Below are 25,358 nucleotides of genomic sequence, written 5' to 3'. Positions count from 1 at the left end.
ATATCAGTTTAACATTTTAGGGGGCTTTTTTATTACCTCGCTGGAAGCTCTATGGAACCACCCGCATAGCAGGTGGTTTTCAGAACACACAAAAAAAGGATACAACTTGTTAGGTCATATCCTAGTCTCTTGGGGAAGAATCGTTATTTTTACTTGTTCCAGTTTTTTAGCCTGACTAAATACTGGAATATCAAATTGTTTGCTTAATGCATTTGCCACAAAATACGCAATGTTGTAGTCGACCAAACTATGAATTAGTCCACCGATGCCCATCAACAAAAAGATCGAGTACATATATCCTTGTGTGTAATACGTTTCCGGCATATTTCCCATCGTATAAAAAGCACTAACTACAGCTAATTCTGCAACTGAATGTATTAAGCCAATCACAAAGTTAAACAGTTGAAAGCGACCGTTAAATAAACTAAATTTATTTTTAGTTAAAACGATTGTCGGATGTTTTTGTAAATACATCGCACCGATAAGAGCAAAAAGTAAATGAGAAAGTGCTCTTACTGCTATGATTGGTGTTGCTGACAGAAAGAAACCAAAGCCAGTACCTAAACTAACAGCAACTGCCACTCCTGGTGAAAAAAACATCGCTAAAAATACTGGCACATGACTAGCTAAAGTAAATGAAGCGGGCCCTATCGTGATTCTTGGCATAACCATAGGAATAATGATGCCCATTGCAACGAGTAAAGCTGATATCGTCAACTGTCTAACTGAATTCTTTTTCATGCTCTCCTCCGATGTGTCTTGACATATATAATAATCTTTATTTTAAGGGAGAAAAAGGTGCGTGTCAAGACACATCTGCTATTCAATTTAACGAAAGATGATTTATCTTGCGTTTTACTTCTTAAAATATGAAATAGAGTGTGGACAAAAGTAAACATCACTTTTGTATCACACCCTAAATACGACTAAACAACGCTTCGCTTCGATCACATCAAATTCTAAGTGCTAAAGCACTAAGATTTGAAGGCTTCGGAAATAAGCTGAAATTGCTGTAAAGCACAACAAGGAACGAGATGATGTCCCACAGTACCTACTTGGTCACCAAAACTAAAAAAACAATTTTCGTGAATTCTTTCTTATTTCTCGAGATTAAACGCTTCTGTCACCGCTGTTATTTTCTTCTATTGTGTTTGATTTTACTTTAAAATAGGCCAATTATCTTTCCACTAGAATCAACATCGATTTTTTCATAAGCCGCTTTTTTCGGTAATCCTGGCATGGTCATCACTGTTCCTGTGTAAGCAACGATAAAGCCAGCACCCGCTGATATCTTGATATTACTGATTGTTATCGTAAAATCAGTTGGTCTCCCCAATTTCGTTTGATCATCTGAAAGTGAATATTGAGTCTTCGCCATACAAATTGGCAGATGAGCAAACCCTAATTTTTCTAGTTTGGCAATTTCTCTTTCAGCAATTGGTTCATAACGAACTGCATTTCCACCATATATTTTTTCTACAATCGCACTAATTTTTTCTTTAATTGGTAGCTCATCTGGATAAGCAAATGAAAAGTGATTGTCCTGATCTGCTAAAAGAACGACTTCTCTCGCTAACTCTTCACCACCAGCACCGCCATGTTCCCAGACATCTGAAAGAACCACATTTACATTACGTTTTTGACATTCTTCTTTGACAAGATTCAATTCTGCCTCGGTATCCGTTGGGAATTTATTAATAGCAACAACGGTTGGTAGACCAAAAACGGTTGTTGTATTTTCGATGTGTTTTAAAAGATTCGGTAAGCCTTTTGTTAATGCAGCTACATTTTCAACCCCAAGCTGATCTTTTGAAACACCACTATGCATTTTTAGTGCGCGAACTGTTGCCACGACAACAACGGCTGAAGGTCGAATACCAGATTTTCGGCATTTGATATCGATAAATTTTTCCGCACCTAAATCAGCACCAAAGCCCCCTTCTGTCACTACGTAATCAGCTAATTTTCTAGCCGTCTTGGTTGCGATCACACTATTACACCCGTGAGCGATATTCGCAAATGGCCCACCATGGATCAAGGCCGGATTATTTTCTAAGGTTTGAACTAAATTAGGTTTGATTGCATCTTTCAGTAAAGCGGTCATTGCACCTTGCGCATTCAATTCTTTCGCTGTAACTGGTTGATTATCGTATGTGTAGCCAATAATGATATTCGCTAGGTTTTCTTTTAAGTCTTCAATATCATTGGACAAACACAAAATAGCCATGATTTCTGATGCAACAGTGATTTCAAACCCATCTTCTCTAGGAACACCATTAACGCGAGCACCTAAACCATCTACAATCTGTCTTAATTGTCGATCATTCATATCAACTGCTCGTTTCCAAGTGATTCGGCGATTATCAATGCCTAGTTCATTTCCTTGAAAAATGTGATTATCAATGATTGCTGCTAACAAGTTATTTGCTGCTCCAATTGCATGAAAATCCCCTGTAAAATGAAGGTTGATATCTTCCATTGGCACAACTTGAGCATAACCACCACCAGCAGCTCCTCCTTTTATCCCAAAAACTGGGCCCAAAGAAGGTTCTCTTAATGCAATGATCGTATTTTTTCCAATTCGATTCAACGCATCACCTAATCCGACAACGGTCGTTGTTTTTCCTTCACCAGCCGGTGTTGGCGTGATGGCTGTAACCAGGATCACTTTTCCTTCTTTAGTTGCGTCGATTTTTTCAACTTCGATTTTTGCTTTATATTTTCCATAAGACTCAAATTGTTCTTCATTTAAACCAATTTTTTCTGCTACTTTCGCAATAGGCAGCATTGTTGCTTCTTGTGCAATTTCAATATCTGATTTAACCACTTCTATCCCTCCAGTTCATAAGCTATTCCATATAAAAATATTATGAATTTTGTCGTTTTTTTAGCCAAGACATTGCTGTATCTGTGTAGACTTTCGCCCCTTCAACTAAAACAGATTCATCAAAAACAATCGCTGGATTATGAAGATTGATATTTTCTTCTGATGCGACTAATAAAACAGTCGTTGTTGGAATCAATTGACTGATTTCACCAAAATCCTCACTGCCCATAAGCGGTGTTGATGTCGGAATAGCTACAATCCGATCCGTACCAAAAGTTTCAATTAGCGTTTCTTTGGCAAAGATCGTTAAATCTGGATCATTCACATTCGGCGTACAGCCATTAGTGAAAACAACTTCTGCTTCAGCACGAAACGCCTTAGCAATATTCTCAGCCATAACGGTCATTCGTTCTTTGACCTGCTCACGAACCTCTTCTTTTAAGGTTCTAAGAGTTCCTTTCATTACCGTTGTTTCTGGAATAATATTTGACGCATCCGGCGTACCTCCAGTAAATTCACCAATTGTCAGAACAAAGCGTTCTTCTGACCCAATTTCTCTTGCTGAAAGTTCTTGTAAGGCTGTGTAAATATGAACGGCTACGTTGATTGGATCGATCGCAGTCTCTGGTTGTGACCCATGTCCGCCTCGACCTTTGATGTTGATTTCAAACCAATCCGCACTAGCCATAAACGTCCCTGCTGGTGTTGGCATGATTTGTCCTGCCTTAAATCCTTTAAACGGGAAAACATGAATCATCATTCCAGCGTCTACTTTAGGATTTTCCAGTACATGATTTTTGATACACTCTTTTGAGCCTGAAAGAATTTCTTCCCCTGGTTGAAATAGTAATTTCACTTGACCTTCTAGCTCATCTTCAAATTCTTTTAATAACTTAGCGGCTCCAAGGAGCATTGTTGTATGCATATCATGACCGCATGCATGCATATAGCCATTTTCCGATTTAAAAGGCAAATCGGTCAATTCTTGGATAGGTAATGCATCCATATCACCACGTAATAAGAATGTTTTCCCACTCTTTTTACCTGCAACTACCGTGACACCTGACTCTCCGCAAGCTTCTGGTTCATAGCCATATTCTGTTAATTTCTCTTTTACAAAAGCGACAGTGTTCGGCAATTCCATGCCAATTTCTGGATTTTGATGAAGATGTCGTCTAATGTGAATCAGCTCTTCTTCTAAGCTATCGGCGAAACGTTTTTGTTTTTCTGTTAGCATTATTTTTTCTCCTTTTCTTTTAAAATTAAGTGGTTCTTAATCCCTGTGTATAATCCACTGCTACAATCAAATTGAACAGATAAGAAACTTCTCCTCTTATAGTACCAAATATTTCAGACTTTTTTACCTATTTCTATTATTTTTTTTTAGGATTGAACTATTTTTTATCACTATTTTCAATATCGTATCGAACAATCGGAGGTCTTGCTGGTATTACTTCGTCTACACGTTGAATTTAAGCAGGCAAAGAATCGTCATGATTCTTCACTTTTTTGAATCTGTAAAGCACAGGAGCTGGGGACAGAAGCGTTTAATCCCACCGTTTATTCGCATTTAGGGTGTGATGTTTACTTTTGTCCCACACCCATCCCAGTCGAAAAAAATAACGTTCTTTTTAATGATCCTTACTGAGTTAAACGAAAAAGTGAGGTAAGAAAACCCATTGACTGTTCTCACCCCACTTTTTACACTATTCTTTTAACGATTTTTTTCCAACGTATTACTTAAACGGCCAAACTCAACTAATGACAAGGTCTCTCCGCGACGTGAAGGATCGATTTCTGCTTCTGTTAAACTCTTAGTCAACCACGCTTTTGTTTCATCATCTTTTCCGTAAAAATGAATCAGGTTGTTCCATAATGTTTTACGGCGCAATTGGAATGATGCTTTTGTCAATTTAAAAAATTCTTTTTCATTGGTTACTTCGACAGCTGGTTTATCTCGTTTGATTAATTTGATGATGGCAGAATCAACATTTGGTTGCGGAATAAATACAGTTTTCGGTACAATAAATGCGATACTTGCTTCCATAAAGTACTGAACAGCAATCGATAACGAGCCATATGCTTTTGTTCCTGGTTTAGCAGAGATGCGATCTGCGACTTCTTTTTGCATCATGACGATCATTTCTTGTACAGCTAAATCAGATTCTAAAAAGTGCATCATGATTGGTGTCGTAATATAGTATGGTAAATTAGCAACGACTTTGATAGGAAGTTCTTGTTCAAAAACTTCTTTGGTTGTTCCTACTAAATCTGCTTTCAGGACATCATTGTGGACAACTGTGACATTTTGATAAGGACTCATCGTGTCTTCTAAAACAGGAATCAAGCGATCATCGATTTCAAATGCTAAAACGTGTGCAGCATTTTTGGCTAGCTGTTCTGTTAAGGCCCCGATTCCAGGACCTACTTCTACCACATTGGTTTGTGTATCGATTCCTGCAGTCTCGACGATTTTACGTAAGATATTCGGTTCTGTTAAAAAGTTTTGACCTAAACTTTTTTTGAATGAAAAGCCATGTTTCTTCAATATTTCTTTGGTTCTTGAAGGTGTGGCTATTTCTTTATATTCTGTCAAATTGATTCCTCCGATTTTTCACTAGGTAATACGTTTATTTTATTCATCACGCTTATTAATTCTTTTTCTGTGATACGGAACATTTTTAAGCGTTTCGTTAATTGTTTACTGTTTGTATAGCCAATGCGCAATTCGTCTCCTAATTTTTCTCGGCGTTCTTTCGCATGAGCCCCAGCTATTAAACCATATTCGATCAGCGTTTGTCTAGGGATTTCTTGATAATCATCTGCCTCATTGACAGGTGTCACAATTTTTTCCAATGCTTCTAAAATTGCTTCATCATCAGCATGTTCCACCCCTAAACTATTCCCTCTTTTTTTAGGTGCAGCAAGCTGGCGAGAGAGAAACGCATGCTTGGCATCAGGCACAACTTCCATGATTGTTTTACGAATTTTTTCACCTGAAAAATCTGGATCAGTGAAAATGATCACACCGCGTGTTTCTTGTGCATGTTCAATTTGTTCTAAAATATCCTCATTGATTGCTGAACCAATCGTTTCGATCGTATCTGCATCCACAACTTCTTGGATTCGTCTAGTATCGTCTTTCCCTTCAACGACAATAATTTCTTCAATTCTTAACTTGTCCGTCATTCGGCTAACCTGAATAAACGATGAGCATTATTTGTTGTTTGTCTGGCTATTTCATCAAAGGAAACTTCTCGCAGTTCTGCGATTTTTTCCACTACATAACGAGTATAGCCTGGTTCATTGCGTTTGCCTCGATAGGGTACAGGTGCTAAATACGGTGCATCTGTTTCAACCAATAAACGATCTAACGGAACTGCTTTAGCGACCTCTTGCACTTCTAATGCTTTCTTGAACGTTACAACACCACTTAAAGATATATGCATCCCCATCTCTAAAAATTTTGCCATCCATTCAGGATCTCCACTAAAACTGTGCATGATTCCACCAATATCTCGAATATCTTCTTCTTTTAAAATCTTATACGTATCTTCCATCGCATCTCTTGTATGGATACTGATTGGTAGATTCATCTCTTTAGCGATCGCGATTTGACGACGAAACACACGATCTTGTACTTCTTTTGGATCTTCCATCCAATAATAATCTAAGCCGATTTCGCCAAGGGCTACTACTTTTGGTGTTGTTAACAATTGCTGCAGTTTTTTTTCGATTTCTGGCGTATAGCTGCCAGCTTCGGTTGGATGCCAACCAATAATACTTTGGATTTCTTTATATTGTTGACTAAGTTCTAAAGATTTTTCGATTGTTGGTGTATCAAAACCAACCACCGCCATCTCCGTTACACCTAATTCTTTCGCATGTTGAATGGTTTCTGGAATATCTTCATTAAATTGTTCTGCATTTAAATGGGTATGAGAATCAAAAATCACGTAAACCCCTCCTCTATCTTCTATACTTTATCACATTTTAACTAAAATCTGAATGGACAGCACCGATAAATTATTAGCTTTATATAATTGCTTTATTCAATAAAATAGCTTATACTATTCGGTCACGGCAATTTATGTCAGGAGGAACCAATATGTCAAACGAGCGTACACAAGAAACCCAGCATCTGCACCAAGTTTACGAGGAATTGACCCAAGCAAAAGAGGTCTATCAAACCGCTATTGATGATGTTAATATGACAGGACAATCAGTATTAGACCAATTTAGCGGTGATACTAAACTAAATTTCGACAGTTATTCTGATAACTTAGAGACATTTGCCGTAATGGAAATGAAAAATAGAGAACTCGATCAATTGAATTTGCAGCAGGCAACTGCGGCTAAACAATTAGAAAAAGTCGAACGCCTACTTCAAGTCCCTTATTTTGGAAAAATCGATGTGACTTTTTTAGATGATGGTGCGGATCGTGACGTTTTTTATATCGGCATGAATGATTTTACCAATCTAGAAGGTGAATCGCGCATTTATGACTGGCGTTCTCCAATCGCTTCACTTTTTTACAACAATGTCTTAGGCGACAGTAGTTATCGTGTCAATAATAATGAGATTCCTGTTACGCTAAATTTAAAACGACAACTAATCATTGAAGAAGATCGTCTGATCAACTTTTTTGATACCAGCCTTGCAATTCAAGATGATATTTTACTTCATTCACTTGAAGCGGATTCTTCTCAATATATGAAGGATATTACGACTACGATTCAACAAGAACAAAATGAGATCATCCGTGATGAAAGCCATCCCTTGCTTTTGGTCAATGGAATTGCCGGCAGTGGGAAAACCTCTGCAATCATGCAACGAATTGCTTATTTACTTTATAATCATCGGACCAAAATTACTGCCGACGATATTTTACTGCTCTCTCCTAATTCAACATTTATCGATTATATTTCTCAGGTATTGCCGAATTTAGGTGAGCGTAATCCATTGAATTTGACGTTGTTACAATTTCTTAAATTTACTTTTCGTGAAAAAGCACCGATTGAAAGTGAATCAGACTACTTTAAACGTATAACAGATGAAGAGGTCAATGCTCAACAAAGAGTCCTTCAGTCACAAAAATTTGTGTCATTCATTCAAGATTTCCAAGATGCATCTCTCATTCAACAATCGTTGTTTCAGCCGATTGTATTCAAACGCAAACCTATATTTTCTGCCGAACTGATTTTTAGTCTTTATCAAGAAACCCCAACAAATTTATCAATCAGAGATCGACTTTCAGCAACAAAAGAAAAACTGTCAAGTTTGTGGCATCGTTATTTGATTAAGCAATCAAAATCTAAACAAATGATCGATCAGATGCAAGACTTGACTGAAGCGGAACAATTACGCTATTTCGACACAACTTTTACCGAAGAAGATGAGGAACAATTAGCGGAGTTTGCTCTTCAACGATTGCAACAAAAATACCGCAAAGTAGTGGATTCGATTGCTGATTTTGCGTGGTTTGATCACTGGTTACTTTTTGAAGCACTCTACCAAACGTATCAACACGATTCCTACAAACGAGTGACAAAAGCTTATACTGCAGATGAAGTGGTGATTTTATTACTGCTCAAAGATAAGTTTATTGAAGATTTATCCAATCGACAAATGGCGTTTATTTTGGTAGATGAAGTACAGGATTATACTGAAGCACAAGTACTTTTATTGCTTAAATTGTTCCCACAAGCGAACTTTACTTTAGCTGGAGATGAAAATCAGGCGATTTTTAATACCTCAATCAGTTTTATTGATTTGAAAGAGTTATTATCCGCTTCCAATCGTTCTGTTACCTCGTATCAATTATTGAATAGCTATCGTTCAAGCAAAGAAATCACACAGCTCTTCCAAACGTTAGTGACAAATCATGAGAAACTCAAGATTGTTTCTATCCGAAAAGATGGCGAAAAACCGACATTTATTTCGTGTGAAGATGAAGCGAGTTATCTAGATACACTTAGTTCTCTTTTGGATTCATTGGCAACGGTGGAAGATACTGTGGTAATTACCAAAACAGCGGCTGAAGCAGCCTTATTGAAACAACAACTTCTACAAAAAAATAATGCTATTGAGACACAAGTTCTTTCCATTGATATGGCGAAAGGGCTTGAATTTGATAATGTGATCATTCATAATCCTTCAGCGGCTCATTATGGGACAACGGACAGAGAGAAGAAAATTCTTTATACAGCGATTTCTCGGGGAATGAAGCAGGTCTTTCTACCTTACATTGGGGAGATTTCTGAGTTATTTTCGTCTAAGTAATCAATCCATGCTATTTAATGAATTCTTAAAAATATCGAGCTAAAAGACCGACTTTAGCCCGATGTTTTTTTACCTATTCAGCAGTAAACTTATCTCCAGTCTGATTTTCAATTTGATAGGAGTGTGTGTGTTGAAAAATTTCTTTGAAGAATCTGACTTTTTAAAATCAACGATTCAAGAGAACGTATCAATTCAACGGAAACCTCAGGTCAATACCATTTGGCATTGGTTATTACTGATTCTCTTTGGTCTCTTAGCTTATGGGACGATGACACAACAATTTCTTTTGATAGCAATTTTTATAGCTATCGCAGCTGTTGTGAAGGGACCATTGATGCTTTTATGGGGCGCTATTTATTCAGTTTTAATCGCGTTTTTCCCACCATTAGGCCTCGTGCTTTCTCTTGTATTTTTTTTGATAAATCTTGGAACTATCGCAAAAATTTGGCGGATATCATTAACGAGTGCTTATTTTTATTTAGTCCCTCTAATCGGTGGAATCTTCCGAGCCATCAGTAAAGATGAACCGAAGTATTTGGTTTTGATGTTTGTTGCATTTAGTCTATTAGGACTACATTTTTTACTTAATTGGTTGTACAAAAACAACAGTTTGAGCCGAACCTTGACTTGGTCGATCATCAGCGTGCCTTATGCGCTATTAATCATGCTTTTACCGACTCGTTTCCGCAGAATTAAATCAAATAAAAAATTAAGATTTTAGTAGTCTATCATCAAAAAAGGGTGTGACACAAAAGTAAAAATCACTTTTGTATCACACCCTAAATGCGAATAAACGGTGGGAGCAGAAGCAATCCCTTCTTATTTCTCGGGATTAAACGCTTCTGTCCCAGCCTCCTTTGTATGGTAACTTAATCTAATTTCCTTGGGCAATTTCACCATGGTTATTTACTAATTTTATTTTAAACGGTTCCAGCACTCAAAGCTTGCTCTAATACATCATTTAATTTTTTCATTTGCTCTTCGTTGAAAATATCTTTCACACCTTCACGCAATTCATTGGCATTTTCTTCTGTTATAATGCCTGGATTGGCTTCGATTTGTTTGAGCATTTCATTTAATTCCTCGTCCATCACTTTTTGAATCTCCGGATTATCTTTCAAATCATCATAATTGATCGAATCATCCTCTAGATCTAAGTCAGAATCCATGTCAGATTCATCTGAGCCAACACCAGTGATAGTCGATAAAATATCCTTTAATTCATCTTGACTGATGACTTCCTTCTTAGTTGGCATCTTGATGTTTTGGTCATTTTTTTGAGGAGTAACAGAAACGGTCATAACAATACTCATTTTAGCATCATCCTTATCAGCAGCTGCCATAGACATTTCCATATCAAACGCTTTAGTCTTATGATTGATGCTGACTTTAATGTCCAATTTATCTAAATCATTTTTTAATGACTTGATAGCCTCTTTCACATCTTTTGCATCACTTGATTTTTGGTACTCTTTATCTTCTTTTGCAACTTCATCGATTTTTTCTAACATTTGGATGATTTCTTTTTTTGTAAACGTATGTGTCACGCTATCTTTGTCTTTTGTAAATGATTTTTTGTCGAAGCTTTCGATCAGTTTTTTCATTTCTCGACCCATTTTAGAATTTTCTGCATTGATGAAGGTCTTATTCTTAAGCGAGTCTGTTTTTTTATCCAGTTCACCTGAAGTAAGCGTCTCACCAGCCTCAGCAATATTAATATATTTCCCCTTTAGTTTGTTCAACTCACTTTTGCTAAGCTCAACTGGATAGTTAAATGAATTTGCCAAATCTAGCATACCCGAGACAAAACTAGTAGACATGTAGTATTTATCTTTGTTCCCAACAAATTGGAATGGTATTTTTTCGCCAAATAGATTCGCTGTGATTTCCATTTCCATCGTATCTTTTTTATCATCGATCGCATACTTTCCATCAATACTCATATCTTTTAACTGACTGGCGATCATTTTTACGTAGGCTCCGCCATCATCACCATCGTATGTCAAATCTTTCATTTTCATCTTAAAACTCGCGGCGTTGTATGCATCGCTCTTGGTATTAAACAGCTCTTTGGTAAACTCTTTTCTTGGATCTGATCCACAAGCTGCTAATAAAAAGATTACGACTCCTGTAATGATCCCCAACATGTACTTCTTCATTTTCATCAAACATTCTCCTTATTTTCTTACTCAATTTTTTTGGTACAAAATAATGATACAATAAATGATATCTTTTTGATATAATTTATTATCATATTCTTCAAATTGTTCGCATAATCGATTCATTATTTTTTAAAGTTATGTGCATTTATTTCTTTTTTCAGAAAAAAAACGACCACAGTTTCGGTAATCCTTATGACTAAGGATACCGCCTGTGGACCGTTTATATTTAAACTTTTTTACGCAATTACTGCTCCATTTGGCATTTCTTTTGGTGCATCAACGATTTGCAGTTTGCCTTCTGGCGATTCAGCGGAAAGAATCATACCTTGACTAATCTGTCCTCGCATTTTTCTTGGTTTTAAGTTCGCTACGATTACGACTTTTTTTCCAATCAAAGCACTTGGATCTGGATAAAATTCTGCAACACCAGAGAGGATTTGACGATCTTGTCCATCTCCTGCATCTAAACGGAACTGCAATAATTTGTCTGCGCCTTTGACTTTTTTACAATCAATGACTTCAGCTACTTTTAACTCAACTTTATCAAAATCTTCATACTTGATTTCCTTTTCTTTTGTTGAAACAAGTTCGGTTTCTTCTGGATCCCATTTGATTTCTTCTGTCGTTGTTTGAGTATTTTGAGTCATTTTCTTTTGAATGTAAAGAACTTCCGTATCAATTTCCAAGCGCGGGAAAATTGGAGTTCCTTTTGCGATCACTTTGATTTCTGTTGGAAATTCACCAAAATGAATTGCTTCCATATTCATTGTTTCAGGATCTAATCCTAATTGTTCAAAGATTTTTGCTGGGGTTTCCGTCATGACGGGCTGTAAAAGAATAGCCACGATGCGCAAGCTTTCAGCTAAATGAACCATCACGCTATCCAATTCATTTTTCTTCTCTTCATCTTTTGCTAAAACCCAAGGTTGTGTTTCATCAATGTATTTATTGGCACGCGAAACTAATGTCCAAACTTCAGCAATTGCTGTATTAAATTCCATTTTTTCCATGGCTTCATGATATTTACCAATCACATTCGCCGCAGTTGTAGATAACTCACTGTCAAATGGCGTAACTTTTGAGGCATACGCTGGGACATGCCCACTACAATATTTATTGATCATAGCAATCGTACGGTTTAATAAATTTCCTAAATCATTCGCCAAATCATAATTCAAACGTGAAACGAAATCTTCTGGTGTAAAGACACCATCACTACCAAAAGGAATCGCGCGCAATAAATAATAACGTAATGCATCTAGGCCGTAACGATCCACTAAGATTTCTGGATACACGACATTGCCTTTAGATTTAGACATTTTACCGTCCTTCATCAATAACCAACCGTGACCGAAAATTTTCTTAGGTAATGGTAAATCTAAGGCCATCAACATAATAGGCCAATAAATCGTATGGAAACGGACAATTTCTTTTCCGACCATATGGACATCTGCTGGCCAATATTTTTTAAATAAGCTGTCATCATCGGAGCCATAACCTAATGCGGTGATATAATTTGACAACGCATCGATCCAAACGTAAACTACATGTTTTGGATCATTGGATAAAGGAATCCCCCATGAAAATGTCGTACGTGACACCGCTAAGTCTTCTAAACCTGGTTTGATGAAGTTGTTGATCATTTCATTTTTACGTGATTCAGGTTGAATAAATTCTGGATGTTCATTGTAATACGCTAATAAACGATCCGCATATTTACTCATACGGAAGAAATAGGATTCCTCTTTAACTAATTCTACCTCATGTCCGCTCGGTGCTTTCCCACCGATTACTTTACCATCTTCATCGCGATAGACTTCTGCTAATTGTGTTTCAGTAAAGTATTCTTCATCTGAAACCGAATACCAACCTTCGTATTCGCCAAGATAGATATCACCTTGCTCTAATAAACGATCAAAAATTTGTTGAACCGCTTTTTTATGGTAATCATCTGTTGTACGGATGAATTTATCGTAGCTGATATCAAGTGTTTTCCATAGCTTTTGAACATCTGCCGCCATTTTATCGACGTATTCTTTTGGTGTAACGCCTAATTCCGAGGCTTTATTTTCAATTTTTTGTCCATGCTCATCCACACCTGTTAAGTAAAATACGTCATAGCCCATCAAGCGTTTGTATCGGGCCATCGCATCGCAGGCAATCGTTGTATATGAATTGCCAATATGTAGTTGTCCGCTTGGATAATAAATCGGGGTGGTGATATAAAATGTTTCTTTTTCTGACATGTAGAAACATCCTCCTTCTAGCATTCTCTTGAATTTACTCCTAAGTAGTATACCACATTTGGCTTTATTGAACTAGAAATCCTTTTATTTTCTCTATATAAAAAAAGTTCCACCAGCTTCACCTTAAAAAAACTGATGGAAACTTCGAATTGCCTTTTTGTTTAAGCTCTTATAACACCATCTTGTATAGCAGCTTCAGCGACTTCTCGAATAATAACATCCACTAACTCTTTGTTGAAAGATGATGGAATAATATACTCACTCGTAAGCTCTGAGTCTGGAATGATTTCAGCAATTGCTTTTGCTGCTGCTAACTTCATATTTTCAGTGATTTTTGTTGCATTTGCTACAAAAGCTCCTTTAAACAAACCAGGGAAAGCTAAAACATTATTGATTTGATTCGGATGATCTGAACGGCCCGTTCCGACGACAGCCGCTCCAGCATCAATTGCGTCTTGATAGGCAATTTCTGATTCTGGATTAGCCATTGGAAATACGATAGCTCCCGTATTCATTGAAGCAACCATTTCTTTTGAAACCAATTTAGGTGCGGAAACACCAATAAAAACATCTGCTCCTGCCATCGCCTCTTCTAAAGAACCATTGAAGTTTTCATGATTCGTGATTTCTACCATTTCTTTTTCTAAAAAATTCATTGGTCTATCCATTGTCTTAGACAATGCGCCATCAATATTGAACGCAATAATCTTTTTTACTCCAAAATGATGCAACATTTTTATGATTGCACTGCCAGCAGCACCGGTTCCAGATACAACGACTTTGATTTCATCGACTTTTTTATTTACAATTTTCAATGCATTAATCAATGCTGCAATCGTTACGATTGCGGTGCCATGCTGATCGTCATGAAAGACTGGAATATCTAGTTCCTCTATTAACGTACGTTCGATTTCTACACAGCGAGGAGCAGAAATATCTTCCAGGTTGATCCCGCCAAAGGTTGGTGCCATTGCTTTGATGATGTTGATGATTTCTTTCGGCTCTTTCGTATCTAAACAAATCGGAATTGCATCAATTCCTGCAAATTCTTTGAATAATAATGCTTTACCTTCCATAACAGGTAAAGCTGCCTTAGGCCCTATATCCCCTAACCCAAGAACTGCTGTACCATCCGTCACCACGGCTACCGTATTGCCCTTCCAAGTATAGTCATAGACCGAATTTGGATTTTTATGAATTTGTCTACAAGGTTCAGCTACACCTGGTGTATAGGCTAAAGATAAATCCTTTTTCGTTTTTACCTCAACTTTTGACTGAATATCGATTTTCCCACGCCACTGAGCGTGTGCTTTTAATGCTTCTTCATAAATATCTGCCATAATTTTCCAATTCCTTTCCAAATGAACGTTATTTATTTTCCTAGCATCTGTTCTGGTTTGACCCATCGATCATATTCTTCTTCTGTCACTAAGCCAGAAGTTAAAGCAGCCTGTTTTAGCGTTGTATTTTCTTCAAAAGCTTTTTTAGCGATCTTTGCGCCATTATCATAACCGATATGAGGATTTAAAGCTGTTACAAGCATCAACGATTGTTCCACATATGCTGTCATTTTTTCCTGATTCGCTTTAATGCCCACCAAGCAATTTTGCTCAAACGAACGCAATCCATCAGCTAGCAATTCAATACTTTGAATCAAATTATACGCTATTACCGGCATATAGACATTTAATTCAAAGTTCCCTTGTGAAGCACCAATACCAATCGTTGTATCATTTCCCATGACTTGAATTGCTATCATGGTCAAGGCTTCACATTGCGTTGGATTGATTTTCCCTGGCATAATCGAACTACCCGGTTCATTTGCAGGAATCGAGATTTCTCCTAAACCACTCCTTGGTCCGCTCGCCATCCAGCGAATATCATTAGCCATTTTCATCGCATTAGCTGCGAGCGCCTTTAATGCTCCTGATGTAAAAACAACAGCATCTTTGCTTGCTAATCCATGAAATTTATTAGGATTTTCTATAAATTGATTATTTGTCTCTTCATTCAAAGACTTAAAAAATCGTTCGATATATTCTTTTGATGCATTTAGCCCAGTTCCCACTGCTGTGCCTCCAAGCGCCAATTGTTTCAGTTCAAATAACGTCAAATCTAGCATCTGGTAACTGTGTTCAAAACCAGAACGCCAACCACTGATTTCTTGAGAAAATGTCACCGGCGTTGCATCTTGTAAATGAGTTCTTCCTATTTTTACAATTTTTTCATTTTCGCTTTCCAGTTTTTTTAATGTTTGAATCAGTTGTTTCATCACTGGGAATAACTTCTGTTCCATCAACTGAACAGCGGCTACATGAATCGCTGTTGGGAAAACATCATTTGAACTTTGGGACATATTGACATGATCATTAGGATGAACCATCACATACGCTTTAGCCGCTAAATGAGCAATGACTTCGTTAACATTCATATTTGTTTGAGTCCCACTACCAGTTTGCCATAAAGATAGCGGAAACTGCTCATCTACCTCACCATTAATGATTGCATCTGCTGCTTGTTGGATTGCTTGACTAATTGTCGTATCCAACTTTCCACTTGCTTCATTTGCCTTAGCCGCATTCTTTTTTACCAATGCTAGCGCATGAATAAGAGCTATCGGCATTTTTTCTATACCTATATTAAAATTTTGGCGGCTGCGCTCGGTTTGCGCTCCCCAAAGTGCCATTTTCGGCACTTGAATTTCTCCCATTGAATCCCGTTCAATACGATAGGTCATGCGTTTGATCCTCTCCTTTTTCACTATTTACTATCACTATACTGGAAACGAATCGTGATTTACAGTCTAAATCCTTGATTCAGGAAAAAGACAGAAAAAAATCAGCAATCCTTTCGATTACTGATTTTACGTTTAATTTTTGATTTTCCCTTCATTACTATGTTTATACCCATACGTAAAATAAATAACAAACCCTAAAACCAACGCTATTGCGAAAGCTTTCCAAGTTGCTGCTTGTAATTGTACCATCAAACCAATACTAACGATGACCAATAAAATTGGAACAAATGGAACAAACGGAATTTTAAATTCTCCTGGTTTAGGATCTCCAGCCACTTTTCTCAAACGAATAATTCCCATCGCCATCACGATCAAGTACATTAACGTCACAATATTCGTTAGCTCAGCCAATAGCTCCATCGGAACGACTCCCGCAAAAATCATTGTACACACACCCGCTACATAGGTTGCATTTTTGGGTGTACGATTTTTTTCATCGATCTTGCTCATAAATTTAGGCAATAAACCATCTTTACTGATCGCATAAATAATTCTTGCTAGACTATACATCATTGAGATTGTCACCGTTAAAAGTGTTAGAATCGCGCCAACAGAAATGACTCCTGCCACACCGTCACGTTGGACAAAACGCATAGCAAAGGCGACTGGATCTTTCACACCTAATGCATCAAATGGGACAATTCCCGTTAAAATCAATGTCACAATCACATATAAAACGGTGGCTATGATAATCGAGCCAATAATTCCTCTAGGGATATCTTTTTGTGGATTTTTAACTTCTTCTGCTGTCATACTTACTGCATCAAACCCTAAAAAAGCAAAGAAAACAACTGCGGCACCGCTGACGACTCCAGAAAAACCAAAAGGCATAAACGGTTGCCAATTGTTGGGTTTCACATAGAAAATACCGACAGCTACAAAAAGTGCAATGATACCAAACTTAACAAAAACCATCACATTATTTAAACGTAAAGCCGTTTTTGTTTCTAAAGAAACCCAGAACATAACAGCTAAAAGCACCAACATTGCAATCAAGTCAACATACGTACCCTTCGCCGGATTGTATGCGCCACTTAAGGCTTTAGGCACATTGATCCCAAGACTATTCAAAAAGCCATGTACATAACCAGACCAACCCGAAGCGACTGAAGAAACTGCTAGAAAGAATTCACAAATCACTAGCCACCCCGTCATCCAAGCGACCAACTCCCCAAATACAACATACATATACGCATAAGGACCGCCAATTGCGGGAATTCTTGAAGCAAACTCTGCATAACATAAACCTGATAAAACAATTGCTCCTGCTGCTACCAAAAACGAAAGTGACAATGCAGGTCCAGCATATTGTTCAGCAGCAACTCCTGTCACGACAAAAATTCCTGTTCCAACAATGGCACCGATCCCAAGCATGATCAAATCGATTGTCTTTAAATCTTTTTTCATTGAACTCAACTCACTTGAAACGGCTGTCAGCTCTTTTTTTCGAAACATCGACATTTCTTTTCCTCCAATAAATCAATCCATTTTCTAGTCATAATAAGTGCAAAAGTTTTACATAAAAATAAGCGTAAATAGGACATTTACACTTTCATATCCTCTAAAAGAATACCACCTAAAATAACAAATAAGCAACCAATTATGACAGATCTCATTTCTTTTTTAGACTTGCGTTCACCGAGTAAATAGATTCTACTTAAAGTTAAGAGGATGCCCCCCATTTTACCGCTTAAAAGACCAATACTGCCCTAAGCAAATAGCGGGATCAAAGACACTATTATTTCCATGATATACTCCTATAAAAAATAAATTAGGACAGACATGCTTAACTCCAAAAAATAAGAAGGAATTCACGAACGAAGGAGTTGCTTCTGCTCTCACCGTTTATTTGGATTCCTTGAGGCTGGGATGTAACTCATAGAGTGATGTGCCGGTCTCCAACTATAATACAGAAAAAAATCGATAGGGTCTCTCTCATTAAAAAAAATAATGTTGAGAAATAAACCAATTATTTCTCAACACGCCTATTATCTTCTCTCATTAAAATAACTCAAAAACGGAAACAACAACTTCATCGTTGTTCCTTCACCTTCAACTGATTCCATCATCAAATGATGACCTAACTTATCTGCTAAACTTTTCGCCAAGTATAACCCTAACCCAGTTGAATGTTGCTCACTCGTCCGACCATTTTCTCCAGTAAAACCTTTGTCAAAAATACGGCGCTGATCTTCTTTTGGAATACCAATTCCAGTATCTTTTAATGACAACCACGCACCATCTTTAGTACGCGACAATGTCACGACGATTTCCCCACCAGCAGGTGTATATTTGATTGCATTGCTGACTAATTGTTTGAAAATAAAGGCAACCCACTTTGCATCCGTCAGGATCATTTGGTCATTTCCTTCTATTGAAAAACGCAAATTCTTTTGAATAAAATAATTCCCCTGTGTCCGGATCACCGATTGAACGATTTCTTTTAATGAATATTCTTGAATCAAGTAATCCCTAGAAAAACTATCCAATCGAGCATAATAAAGAACTTGTTCCACATACTCATCGATTTTGCTTAGCTCATTTTCGACTAAATAATATTTCTTTTCAGGAACATCATCCTCGATCGATTGTAAAATCAAATTAACCGCAGCCAAAGGAACCTTGATTTCATGTACCCACGAGTCGATATAATCTTTTTGATCCTGTTGATTATTGATTGCTTGCTGCATGATTTGCTGATGTTCCACTAACAAGCCATTAATGTAGTTTTGGACTAATATTTCTTCTGACTTTGAGGCTTCACTTAAATAATGCTCCAACGAAGGCGGCTGTTTTGAAATATCCAACGAACACCACCAGCGTTTTTTTAATGAATAATCGATTGTCATAAACAGGAGTAAAAATAAACCTTGTAATAATACCAAATAACCAATTACTGATGGATTCACGACCATATCTGGAGATAACCACAAAATAAAACACGTCACGCCAATAAAAAATAGCCAGCCAATCAACAGAAGCCAATGATCCTTTAAATACTTACCAATTGTCATTTTCTTCTCCTATTCTATGGTACGATGTAGCCTTGTCCCACTTTTGTCTCGATATATCCTTCAAGACCTGCTTGTTCAATTTTTTTCCTCAAACGATTGATATTAACAGTCAAGGTATTATCATCAACAAACCGCTCATCTTCCCACAAGGCGCGCAACAATTTCTCTCTCGTTAAAATTTTCCCGTGTTTTTTGATCAAAATATACAACAGTCGATATTCATTCTTACTTAAATCAATCACTTCGCCATTGATTTCCATACTGCCATTATCAACATTCAATGTAATACCATTATGAGACATGATTTCACTGCCTACTTCAGAATAATTATATGAACGGCGTAAAAGTGCATTGATTTTAGCAATCAACACATCGATTTGAAATGGTTTGGTGACAAAATCATCTGCGCCCATATTCATCGCCATGATCATATCCATGTTCGTATTTCGACTAGAAATAAAAATAATTGGAATTTTAGAAATTTCACGGATTTTTTGACACCAATAGTAGCCATCAAAAACGGGAAGATTAATGTCCAATAATACCAATTGAGGATCTTCACGCTGAAAATCTTCTAAAACATTATTAAAGTCTGTCGTCCCAAATGTATCGAATTGCCATTTTTGCAACTCTTCGCTAATCAACTGGCGAATCGTTGTTTCATCTTCTATAATCATGATTTTTGCCATCATTTACCCTCCACTTGTTTCTTTCTATTGTACCTTATCAGAAATTCTGAGTCATTCATATAGGACTTTTAGCCGAGTTTTCATTAAAAAAGAACAAACCAATGCTAAATTCTCTCTTCACTCTTTCAAAGCTTACTCCAAAACAGCCACGCTATTATTTGCAATTGCTTTACCAACAAATAAAAAGACCCCATCTAAAAGTAAAATCGTCATATTTACTCCAAAAAAGATCGAGAGTTTTTCGATTCCTTGAATTTTTTCTTTTGTTCTAAGAATCAGATATAAAATAAAATTACTGCCATAGGTAAAAACGGTCAGTACTATAATCAGTTCAATCAACATTTTTTATCCTCGCCATGATTGCCGTATTTTTCTATTCCCTTTCATTTTACGTCAATCGAAGTATTTTTTAAAGAAAAGAACTGTTTCTTTATAACCGTCAAACATCAAAAATTATTTCTATGGTAGAATAAACGAGAAATAAAGATGTTAGGAGAATACACATGAACGATTTAATTACAGAAATTAATGCATTTCGAGATGAACGGAATTGGCGCCCTTATAACACACCAAAAAGCTTGGCGATTTCCATTTCCTTAGAAGCATCTGAGTTGTTAGAGAACTTCCAATGGTGTTCTAGCGAAGAAGCTGTTGCGGCAACTTTCGAAAATATCCAAGAAGAATTAGCTGATGTGCTTATTTACTCACTCATGTTGGCTTCTGATTTAGAATTAGATGTACCACAAATTATCCGTGAAAAAATGAAAAAAAATGCGTTAAAGTATCCTGCTAATCCGAATCAAGCAATCAATGATTCTTCAAACTCTCGATAGAGCCTTAAAATTTATACATTCATTATTTTGAATCGGTTAAATGTAATTCATTTATATTGTCTATTTAGCGTAAAATGAACTTAGGTTATTAGAATACACTTAGTGAAAGAGATATTTTACACCATAAAAAGCAATAATTTGGTTACTCATGTAATTTTTTTCAAACCCTTTATTGACCCTAAAAGGGTTTTCCTATAAAATGGAACTTAGATAGAAACGAATAGGATAAAAAAAAGCACTTCACAATTTAGCTACCAACTAAATCATGAAGCCCTGAATAGTCAGTGAACACCTGACCAATCAAGTTGCTTAAGCCAATATTTATACATTGACATCTTCCATTTTACTCAATTTTGACAGAAATTTCTAGAGGTTTATGCTAGTTTTTTCTGCTATGGAGATGTTTATGCTTATTTATCGAGCTTACAATGGCGTTGGATATGTGTCCGACGCCATTTTTTTGTGTATTCGTTTCTATCTAAAAGAACCGTTTGTTTACTTTTTAGATCATAATATTTAATAGTCAACCAACCATTGACTAAAATTGAACGCTGATCCCAACCAGCCTTTACCCATTCTCCTGGATGATTTAAAGAGTAAACAACGATTCTTAAAAATAATAGTCAAATTACTACTCCCAAGTATTCTTTAAGAAAAAACAATGATTAAAAACTAACGTAACCTTTTTCAATACTTCCTTTTATATGAATATCATTGTTTGTATTTTCTTTATTGATGACTATTAGAGCTGAAAATAAGCGTTATTGCTTATTTTCAGTTTTTTTATTTTAGCTATCCTGATTGACTCACTTTTATTATCGCTTCTTTTTCTAAATAAAATGCTGCTTCTTTTAAGAATTTTTTCAAATGCGGTGTTTCATTGTGTTTTTCTACTGCAGACGTATCTTGCCAATTTTCTACAATAATAAATTGATTTGGGTGATCCACCTTTTCAAAATGGTTGTAAAATAAACAGCCTTCATCTTGTTGTGATGCCTTGACGAGTTCAGCTATAAAAGCTAAATAATCCGTTCTTTTTTCTGGTTTTACTTGCAAAAATACATTGATTGTAATCAAACGTTTGCTCCCTTCTCATTTCTCAGGCTCTAATCTAAATATAACTTTTTCAGCCGTTTCAAGTCGTGCGTGGTCGTTAGATCAATAAAGAATGGACTTTGCCATCGTTGCGTCCTCGTGGCTGTTTTGCTCAATCCTGTTACCCAATCAGGATAGACGCGTAATGCCATCTTGCCTTTGTGTTCTCCGTTCCTCAAGATCCTTTTCTCTGCTAACATCTCTTTTGGAAATACAAATTGTCCTCGTTTATCTTGATCAACTATTGTGATGATCAATTTATCGGGTGCAGAAACAAAATCATACGATTTATTTTTATTTGCTTCGTCTTTTTCCCAAAATACGACAAAGTATCCCTGCTTTTTGGGCGTCAATTTTGCCATTCTACTTCGAAATGATTGATTTCCTAGGACGAATGTCGCCCCTTCATATTCTTTATTTTGTTCTTCCATTTTGAAATCTTTTAAAGGAATATCACTGATTTCTTGGACAATACTTGATAGATAATCCATGGATTTCATCACAATTTTTCCTCTACTTTCTTCAAAAGTTCCTTTGAGTAATACTTCTATAGTGACTATTTTATTGTATCATGCGGTATTACTGAAAATAAAGATTTAAAACAAGGAACAACAGAAAAAAAGCACAACTACAATCGTTTCATAGTCGTGCTGTTTTCATAACAGACCCCAATAGTTCACTTATTCCTCTTTTTCAAGATCCTATGTAAAAATACACCTATCTATTAAATAATTCTTTGGGAAATAGACCATGTTTCGTATTCGGGCATATCAAAAATATATTTTTCTCTATGTGTTTTCTTATATTCTTGTTCAATTAACTGGATTGTATCAAGCGCTGTATCATTTTCCAATGCATATCCGTTAAAGATATAAAAAATGACCAATGTACATTTCTCATCTATAGCCATCAATTTTGGTAATGTCGCAGCCAATGTTGCAGCATTTATTGTCTCAACTAGTTGATTTGCTTCTGTCGCTAAACTATGATAATAATTGATAAATTCTTGATCGATATCGATTGTTTGATCTACTTTTGCAACATATTCCTTTAATTGAATGTTCCATAAAAATGAATCCACCTTATTTCCTCCTATCTTATAAGCATTTCAATAATCTTAGCCTAGAAAATGCTTCATTCGTTCATTTTCACCATTGAATAACTTCTCCTTAAGATAGCACAAGGAACCTTCTTTTTTCCATTAAAACGTTTATTTTATTCGCATAAATAATAATATTTTAGTAATTATCTAACTATTTTACTATTTTTGTCCTTTACTTTTTTCGATAATAGCTAGTAATAAACAAGTCGATTTCACGCAACTGAATAGATTCGATATGTTGACCTTTTATAAAATAGAAACTTCTCTGATACTCTTGGCTTAAAGAATGCCACTTTATCTTTTCCGTTAACGCTCTTTTTGAGAGAATCGATTGTCCGACTCCTCTCTCTAAACATCTGACAATCATTTCATTATTTTTCACGATCATTGTTTGAGGCGTTATATTATGTTCTAAAAAATAGCGTTCAGTATAATGAAAAACACCGGAATTTTCTTCTCGAACCAACCATAATGCTTCAGAAGGATCACCCGCGTGAACCAATTCATCAGCTAAAATCTCTTCACGGATGATTGTTCCAGTTATTAACGGCTTCTCTATGAAGCCAAAATGAGCTTGGTGCTTCTCGATTTTATCTAATACTTCTTCTGAATTTTCCATTTCTAAAACAAATGAGACATGGGGGAATTCTGGTATCAACTGTGCCATCAATTCTGGCAAATAATAAACCGCAAAGGTATTCGAAGCAACGATCTTACACGTTTCTCTAGGAGTCGCTTGTGTGCCTAACGCTTGTAGCGTATCTTCCCAGTCATCTGATAAATTAAGCAAATGATGGTACAAAATATCCGCTTGTTTTGTGGTACTAATTTCTTGCCGTCCATTTCGATCAAATAGCTGAATGTCCAATTCTTCTTCTAACTGTTTAATCTGGTTAGAAACAGCTGGTTGAGAAATAAATAGCCGTTCTGCTGCTTTTGAAAAATTTTTTGTTTCATACACAGCACGAAACGTTTTCAGTAATTTAAACATAGAGACCCTTTCCATTCGTTTTTATTATAGATATCATTTTAACTATTTATTTCTCAAATGCAAATTTTTTCGTTATACTAGATTTATAGATAGACAAAGAAAGAAGATGAATGATTTAGTGGAAAATAACAATAAAAAAGATTCTTATTTAACAAAAAGTATCGCCATTTTCCCTGGACTAGTTACAGCTTTTGTTGTGGCAGTTATTAGTAAAATTTCAGCAATTTGGTTGCCAACTTTAGGTGCTGCGACAATTGCAATTTTATTAGGGATTTTGCTAGGAAATACTTTTTTGAAACAGCCTGTTTTGGAAAAAGGAACAAAAATAGCAGAAGGTAAGCTATTAGAATTTTCAGTTGTGTTATTAGGTGCAACTGTTACTTTTCAAACTATTGCTCAAATAGGTATTTCTGGCGCTCTTTTTGTTCTTTTACAAATGAGTATAACGATTGTTGCTTCTTATCTACTTGGTAAAAAGATGCAGTTTTCAGATAATATGTCCTTATTGATGGCTGGTGGAAATGCGGTCTGTGGCTCATCTGCAATTGCTTCGATTGCCCCTGCTATTCATGCAAAAGAAGAAGAAAAAGGCCAGATCATTACATTGGTCAATTTGCTAGGAACAATCTTGATGTTGCTGTTACCAATTATTGGCTCGCTTATTTATGGTAGTGATATTTTAACTAAAAGCGCCTTGATTGGTGGTATCTTACAGTCTGTAGGACAGGTTGTAGCAAGTGCCAGCATGGTCAATGGACAAGTTGTAGAGCTTGCTATGCTCTTTAAAATCATGCGTATTATGATGCTAGTAGTCGTTGTTTACTGGTTCGGTAGATTTAAACAACAAAAATCTGAGTCTTCTGCCACAATAGAAACAACGCCTAAGCAAAAAAAATCTGCTTTACCGTGGTACGTTGTAGGATTTGTTTTATTTTGTATATTCAATAGTTTAGTTCATTTGCCCACACAATTTAGTGCAACAGCTCATTTCTTTAGCGGTTGGTTTGAAATCACTGCTCTAGCCGCTATAGGTTTGCGTTTGGATTTCCAAAAATTCTTCAAAGAAGGGAAACGATTCTTGATTTATGGATTATCAGTTGGTGTTATTCAAGTGTTTTTGGCTATCGTCTTGATTTCTTTATTAAGAATTTAATTTAAAAGTAGAAAAAGTCACTCAACATTTTAGGCTCTATACTTTCTGATGTTGGTGAACAATCACCGGCATCTTTTTTAATGCAAAATACTAGAAAAGACACCCTGATATCCTTTAGAATTAAGTCGACGAAAACCAATCAAAAGGGGAAATCAAGATGTCCTAT

The 25,358-nt window shown here is 36.2% G+C and carries 22 protein-coding genes and 1 pseudogene; 4 read left to right on the top strand and 19 right to left on the bottom strand.

Going from position 1 to position 25,358, the window contains the following annotated elements:
- Positions 1 to 114: 114 nt before the first annotated feature.
- From BCR22_RS07970 to BCR22_RS07945, 6 genes are all read right to left on the bottom strand, one after another.
- Complete coding sequence (locus BCR22_RS07970; RefSeq protein WP_069654413.1) at positions 115 to 741, bottom strand: hypothetical protein; 627 nt, start codon at positions 739 to 741, stop codon at positions 115 to 117.
- Between the two features lie 421 nt (positions 742 to 1,162).
- Entirely contained in the window at positions 1,163 to 2,827 is a 1,665-nt protein-coding gene (locus BCR22_RS07965; protein WP_069654412.1) for a formate--tetrahydrofolate ligase, read from the bottom strand.
- Positions 2,828 to 2,867: 40 nt separating this feature from the next.
- Complete coding sequence (locus tag BCR22_RS07960) at positions 2,868 to 4,064, bottom strand: M20 metallopeptidase family protein (RefSeq protein WP_069654411.1); 1,197 nt, start codon at positions 4,062 to 4,064, stop codon at positions 2,868 to 2,870.
- Positions 4,065 to 4,541: 477 nt separating this feature from the next.
- Positions 4,542 to 5,423, bottom strand: a complete 882-nt coding sequence (gene rsmA / locus BCR22_RS07955) for a 16S rRNA (adenine(1518)-N(6)/adenine(1519)-N(6))-dimethyltransferase RsmA (protein WP_069654410.1) — start codon at positions 5,421 to 5,423, stop codon at positions 4,542 to 4,544.
- Positions 5,420 to 6,016: a ribonuclease M5 gene (gene rnmV / locus BCR22_RS07950; protein WP_069654409.1), complete on the bottom strand. Its 597-nt coding sequence runs from the start codon at positions 6,014 to 6,016 to the stop codon at positions 5,420 to 5,422. Before rnmV ends, rsmA begins: the two co-directional genes overlap by 4 nt.
- Positions 6,013 to 6,783: a TatD family hydrolase gene (locus BCR22_RS07945; protein WP_069654408.1), complete on the bottom strand. Its 771-nt coding sequence runs from the start codon at positions 6,781 to 6,783 to the stop codon at positions 6,013 to 6,015. The genes rnmV and BCR22_RS07945 overlap by 4 nt, the downstream gene beginning before the upstream one ends.
- A 152-nt stretch (positions 6,784 to 6,935) precedes the next feature.
- Between BCR22_RS07945 and BCR22_RS07940 the strand changes: the two genes are divergently transcribed.
- On the top strand, positions 6,936 to 9,110 hold the full coding sequence (locus BCR22_RS07940; RefSeq protein WP_069654407.1) for a HelD family protein: 2,175 nt from the start codon (positions 6,936 to 6,938) through the stop codon (positions 9,108 to 9,110).
- A gap of 130 nt (positions 9,111 to 9,240) precedes the next feature.
- The gene (locus tag BCR22_RS07935) at positions 9,241 to 9,831 is read left to right on the top strand and encodes a hypothetical protein (RefSeq protein ID WP_069654406.1); all 591 of its coding nucleotides are present in this window, start codon (positions 9,241 to 9,243) and stop codon (positions 9,829 to 9,831) included.
- 199 nt (positions 9,832 to 10,030) lie between these two features.
- Here BCR22_RS07935 and BCR22_RS07930 read toward each other — a convergent pair whose 3' ends face one another.
- The 9 genes and pseudogenes from BCR22_RS07930 to BCR22_RS07895 form a co-directional block, all read right to left on the bottom strand.
- Positions 10,031 to 11,275 carry a hypothetical protein gene (locus BCR22_RS07930; RefSeq protein ID WP_069654405.1) on the bottom strand — a complete coding sequence of 415 codons (1,245 nt, stop codon included), beginning with the start codon at positions 11,273 to 11,275 and terminating at the stop codon, positions 10,031 to 10,033.
- 233 nt (positions 11,276 to 11,508) lie between these two features.
- A complete protein-coding gene (gene metG, locus BCR22_RS07925; RefSeq protein WP_069654404.1) occupies positions 11,509 to 13,518 on the bottom strand; it encodes a methionine--tRNA ligase in 2,010 nt (669 codons plus the stop codon).
- A 161-nt stretch (positions 13,519 to 13,679) separates the two neighbouring features.
- The gene (locus tag BCR22_RS07920; RefSeq protein WP_069654414.1) at positions 13,680 to 14,858 is read right to left on the bottom strand and encodes an NAD(P)-dependent malic enzyme; all 1,179 of its coding nucleotides are present in this window, start codon (positions 14,856 to 14,858) and stop codon (positions 13,680 to 13,682) included.
- A 32-nt stretch (positions 14,859 to 14,890) separates the two neighbouring features.
- Positions 14,891 to 16,255, bottom strand: coding sequence for a class II fumarate hydratase (gene fumC / locus BCR22_RS07915; RefSeq protein WP_069654403.1), 1,365 nt, complete (start codon positions 16,253 to 16,255; stop codon positions 14,891 to 14,893).
- A 132-nt stretch (positions 16,256 to 16,387) separates the two neighbouring features.
- Positions 16,388 to 17,776 (bottom strand): amino acid permease, encoded by a 1,389-nt coding sequence (locus tag BCR22_RS07910; RefSeq protein WP_069654402.1) that lies wholly within the window; start codon positions 17,774 to 17,776, stop codon positions 16,388 to 16,390.
- Positions 17,777 to 17,859: 83 nt separating this feature from the next.
- Positions 17,860 to 17,997, bottom strand: a pseudogene (locus tag BCR22_RS15025) (GRP family sugar transporter); the annotation flags it as partial.
- A 306-nt stretch (positions 17,998 to 18,303) separates the two neighbouring features.
- On the bottom strand, positions 18,304 to 19,329 hold the full coding sequence (gene sapS / locus BCR22_RS07905; RefSeq protein WP_069654401.1) for a two-component system sensor histidine kinase SapS: 1,026 nt from the start codon (positions 19,327 to 19,329) through the stop codon (positions 18,304 to 18,306).
- 14 nt (positions 19,330 to 19,343) lie between these two features.
- Positions 19,344 to 20,018 carry a two-component system response regulator SapR gene (sapR, locus tag BCR22_RS07900; RefSeq protein WP_069654400.1) on the bottom strand — a complete coding sequence of 225 codons (675 nt, stop codon included), beginning with the start codon at positions 20,016 to 20,018 and terminating at the stop codon, positions 19,344 to 19,346.
- Positions 20,019 to 20,150: 132 nt separating this feature from the next.
- Positions 20,151 to 20,357 (bottom strand): hypothetical protein, encoded by a 207-nt coding sequence (locus BCR22_RS07895; RefSeq protein ID WP_205634358.1) that lies wholly within the window; start codon positions 20,355 to 20,357, stop codon positions 20,151 to 20,153.
- A gap of 164 nt (positions 20,358 to 20,521) precedes the next feature.
- On the opposite strand from BCR22_RS07895, the gene BCR22_RS07890 reads away from it, so the two are divergent.
- Complete coding sequence (locus BCR22_RS07890) at positions 20,522 to 20,851, top strand: nucleotide pyrophosphohydrolase (protein WP_069654398.1); 330 nt, start codon at positions 20,522 to 20,524, stop codon at positions 20,849 to 20,851.
- Between the two features lie 792 nt (positions 20,852 to 21,643).
- On the opposite strand, the gene BCR22_RS07885 is transcribed toward BCR22_RS07890, so the two are convergent.
- The 4 genes from BCR22_RS07885 to BCR22_RS07870 form a co-directional block, all read right to left on the bottom strand.
- The gene (locus BCR22_RS07885; RefSeq protein WP_069654397.1) at positions 21,644 to 21,928 is read right to left on the bottom strand and encodes a putative quinol monooxygenase; all 285 of its coding nucleotides are present in this window, start codon (positions 21,926 to 21,928) and stop codon (positions 21,644 to 21,646) included.
- A 29-nt stretch (positions 21,929 to 21,957) separates the two neighbouring features.
- Positions 21,958 to 22,446: a MepB family protein gene (locus tag BCR22_RS07880; protein WP_069654396.1), complete on the bottom strand. Its 489-nt coding sequence runs from the start codon at positions 22,444 to 22,446 to the stop codon at positions 21,958 to 21,960.
- Between the two features lie 224 nt (positions 22,447 to 22,670).
- Entirely contained in the window at positions 22,671 to 23,027 is a 357-nt protein-coding gene (locus tag BCR22_RS07875) for a DUF7006 family protein (protein ID WP_069654395.1), read from the bottom strand.
- Positions 23,028 to 23,220: 193 nt separating this feature from the next.
- Positions 23,221 to 24,039 carry a LysR family transcriptional regulator gene (locus BCR22_RS07870; RefSeq protein WP_069654394.1) on the bottom strand — a complete coding sequence of 273 codons (819 nt, stop codon included), beginning with the start codon at positions 24,037 to 24,039 and terminating at the stop codon, positions 23,221 to 23,223.
- A 106-nt stretch (positions 24,040 to 24,145) separates the two neighbouring features.
- On the opposite strand from BCR22_RS07870, the gene BCR22_RS07865 reads away from it, so the two are divergent.
- A complete protein-coding gene (locus BCR22_RS07865) occupies positions 24,146 to 25,192 on the top strand; it encodes a YeiH family protein (protein WP_069654393.1) in 1,047 nt (348 codons plus the stop codon).
- Positions 25,193 to 25,358 lie beyond the last annotated feature (166 nt).

The organism is Enterococcus plantarum, from assembly GCF_001730295.1.
Classification (GTDB): domain Bacteria; phylum Bacillota; class Bacilli; order Lactobacillales; family Enterococcaceae; genus Enterococcus_L; species Enterococcus_L plantarum.
Note: the sequence above shows the minus strand (reverse complement) of the source record. Positions and strands in the feature narration are given on the sequence as shown.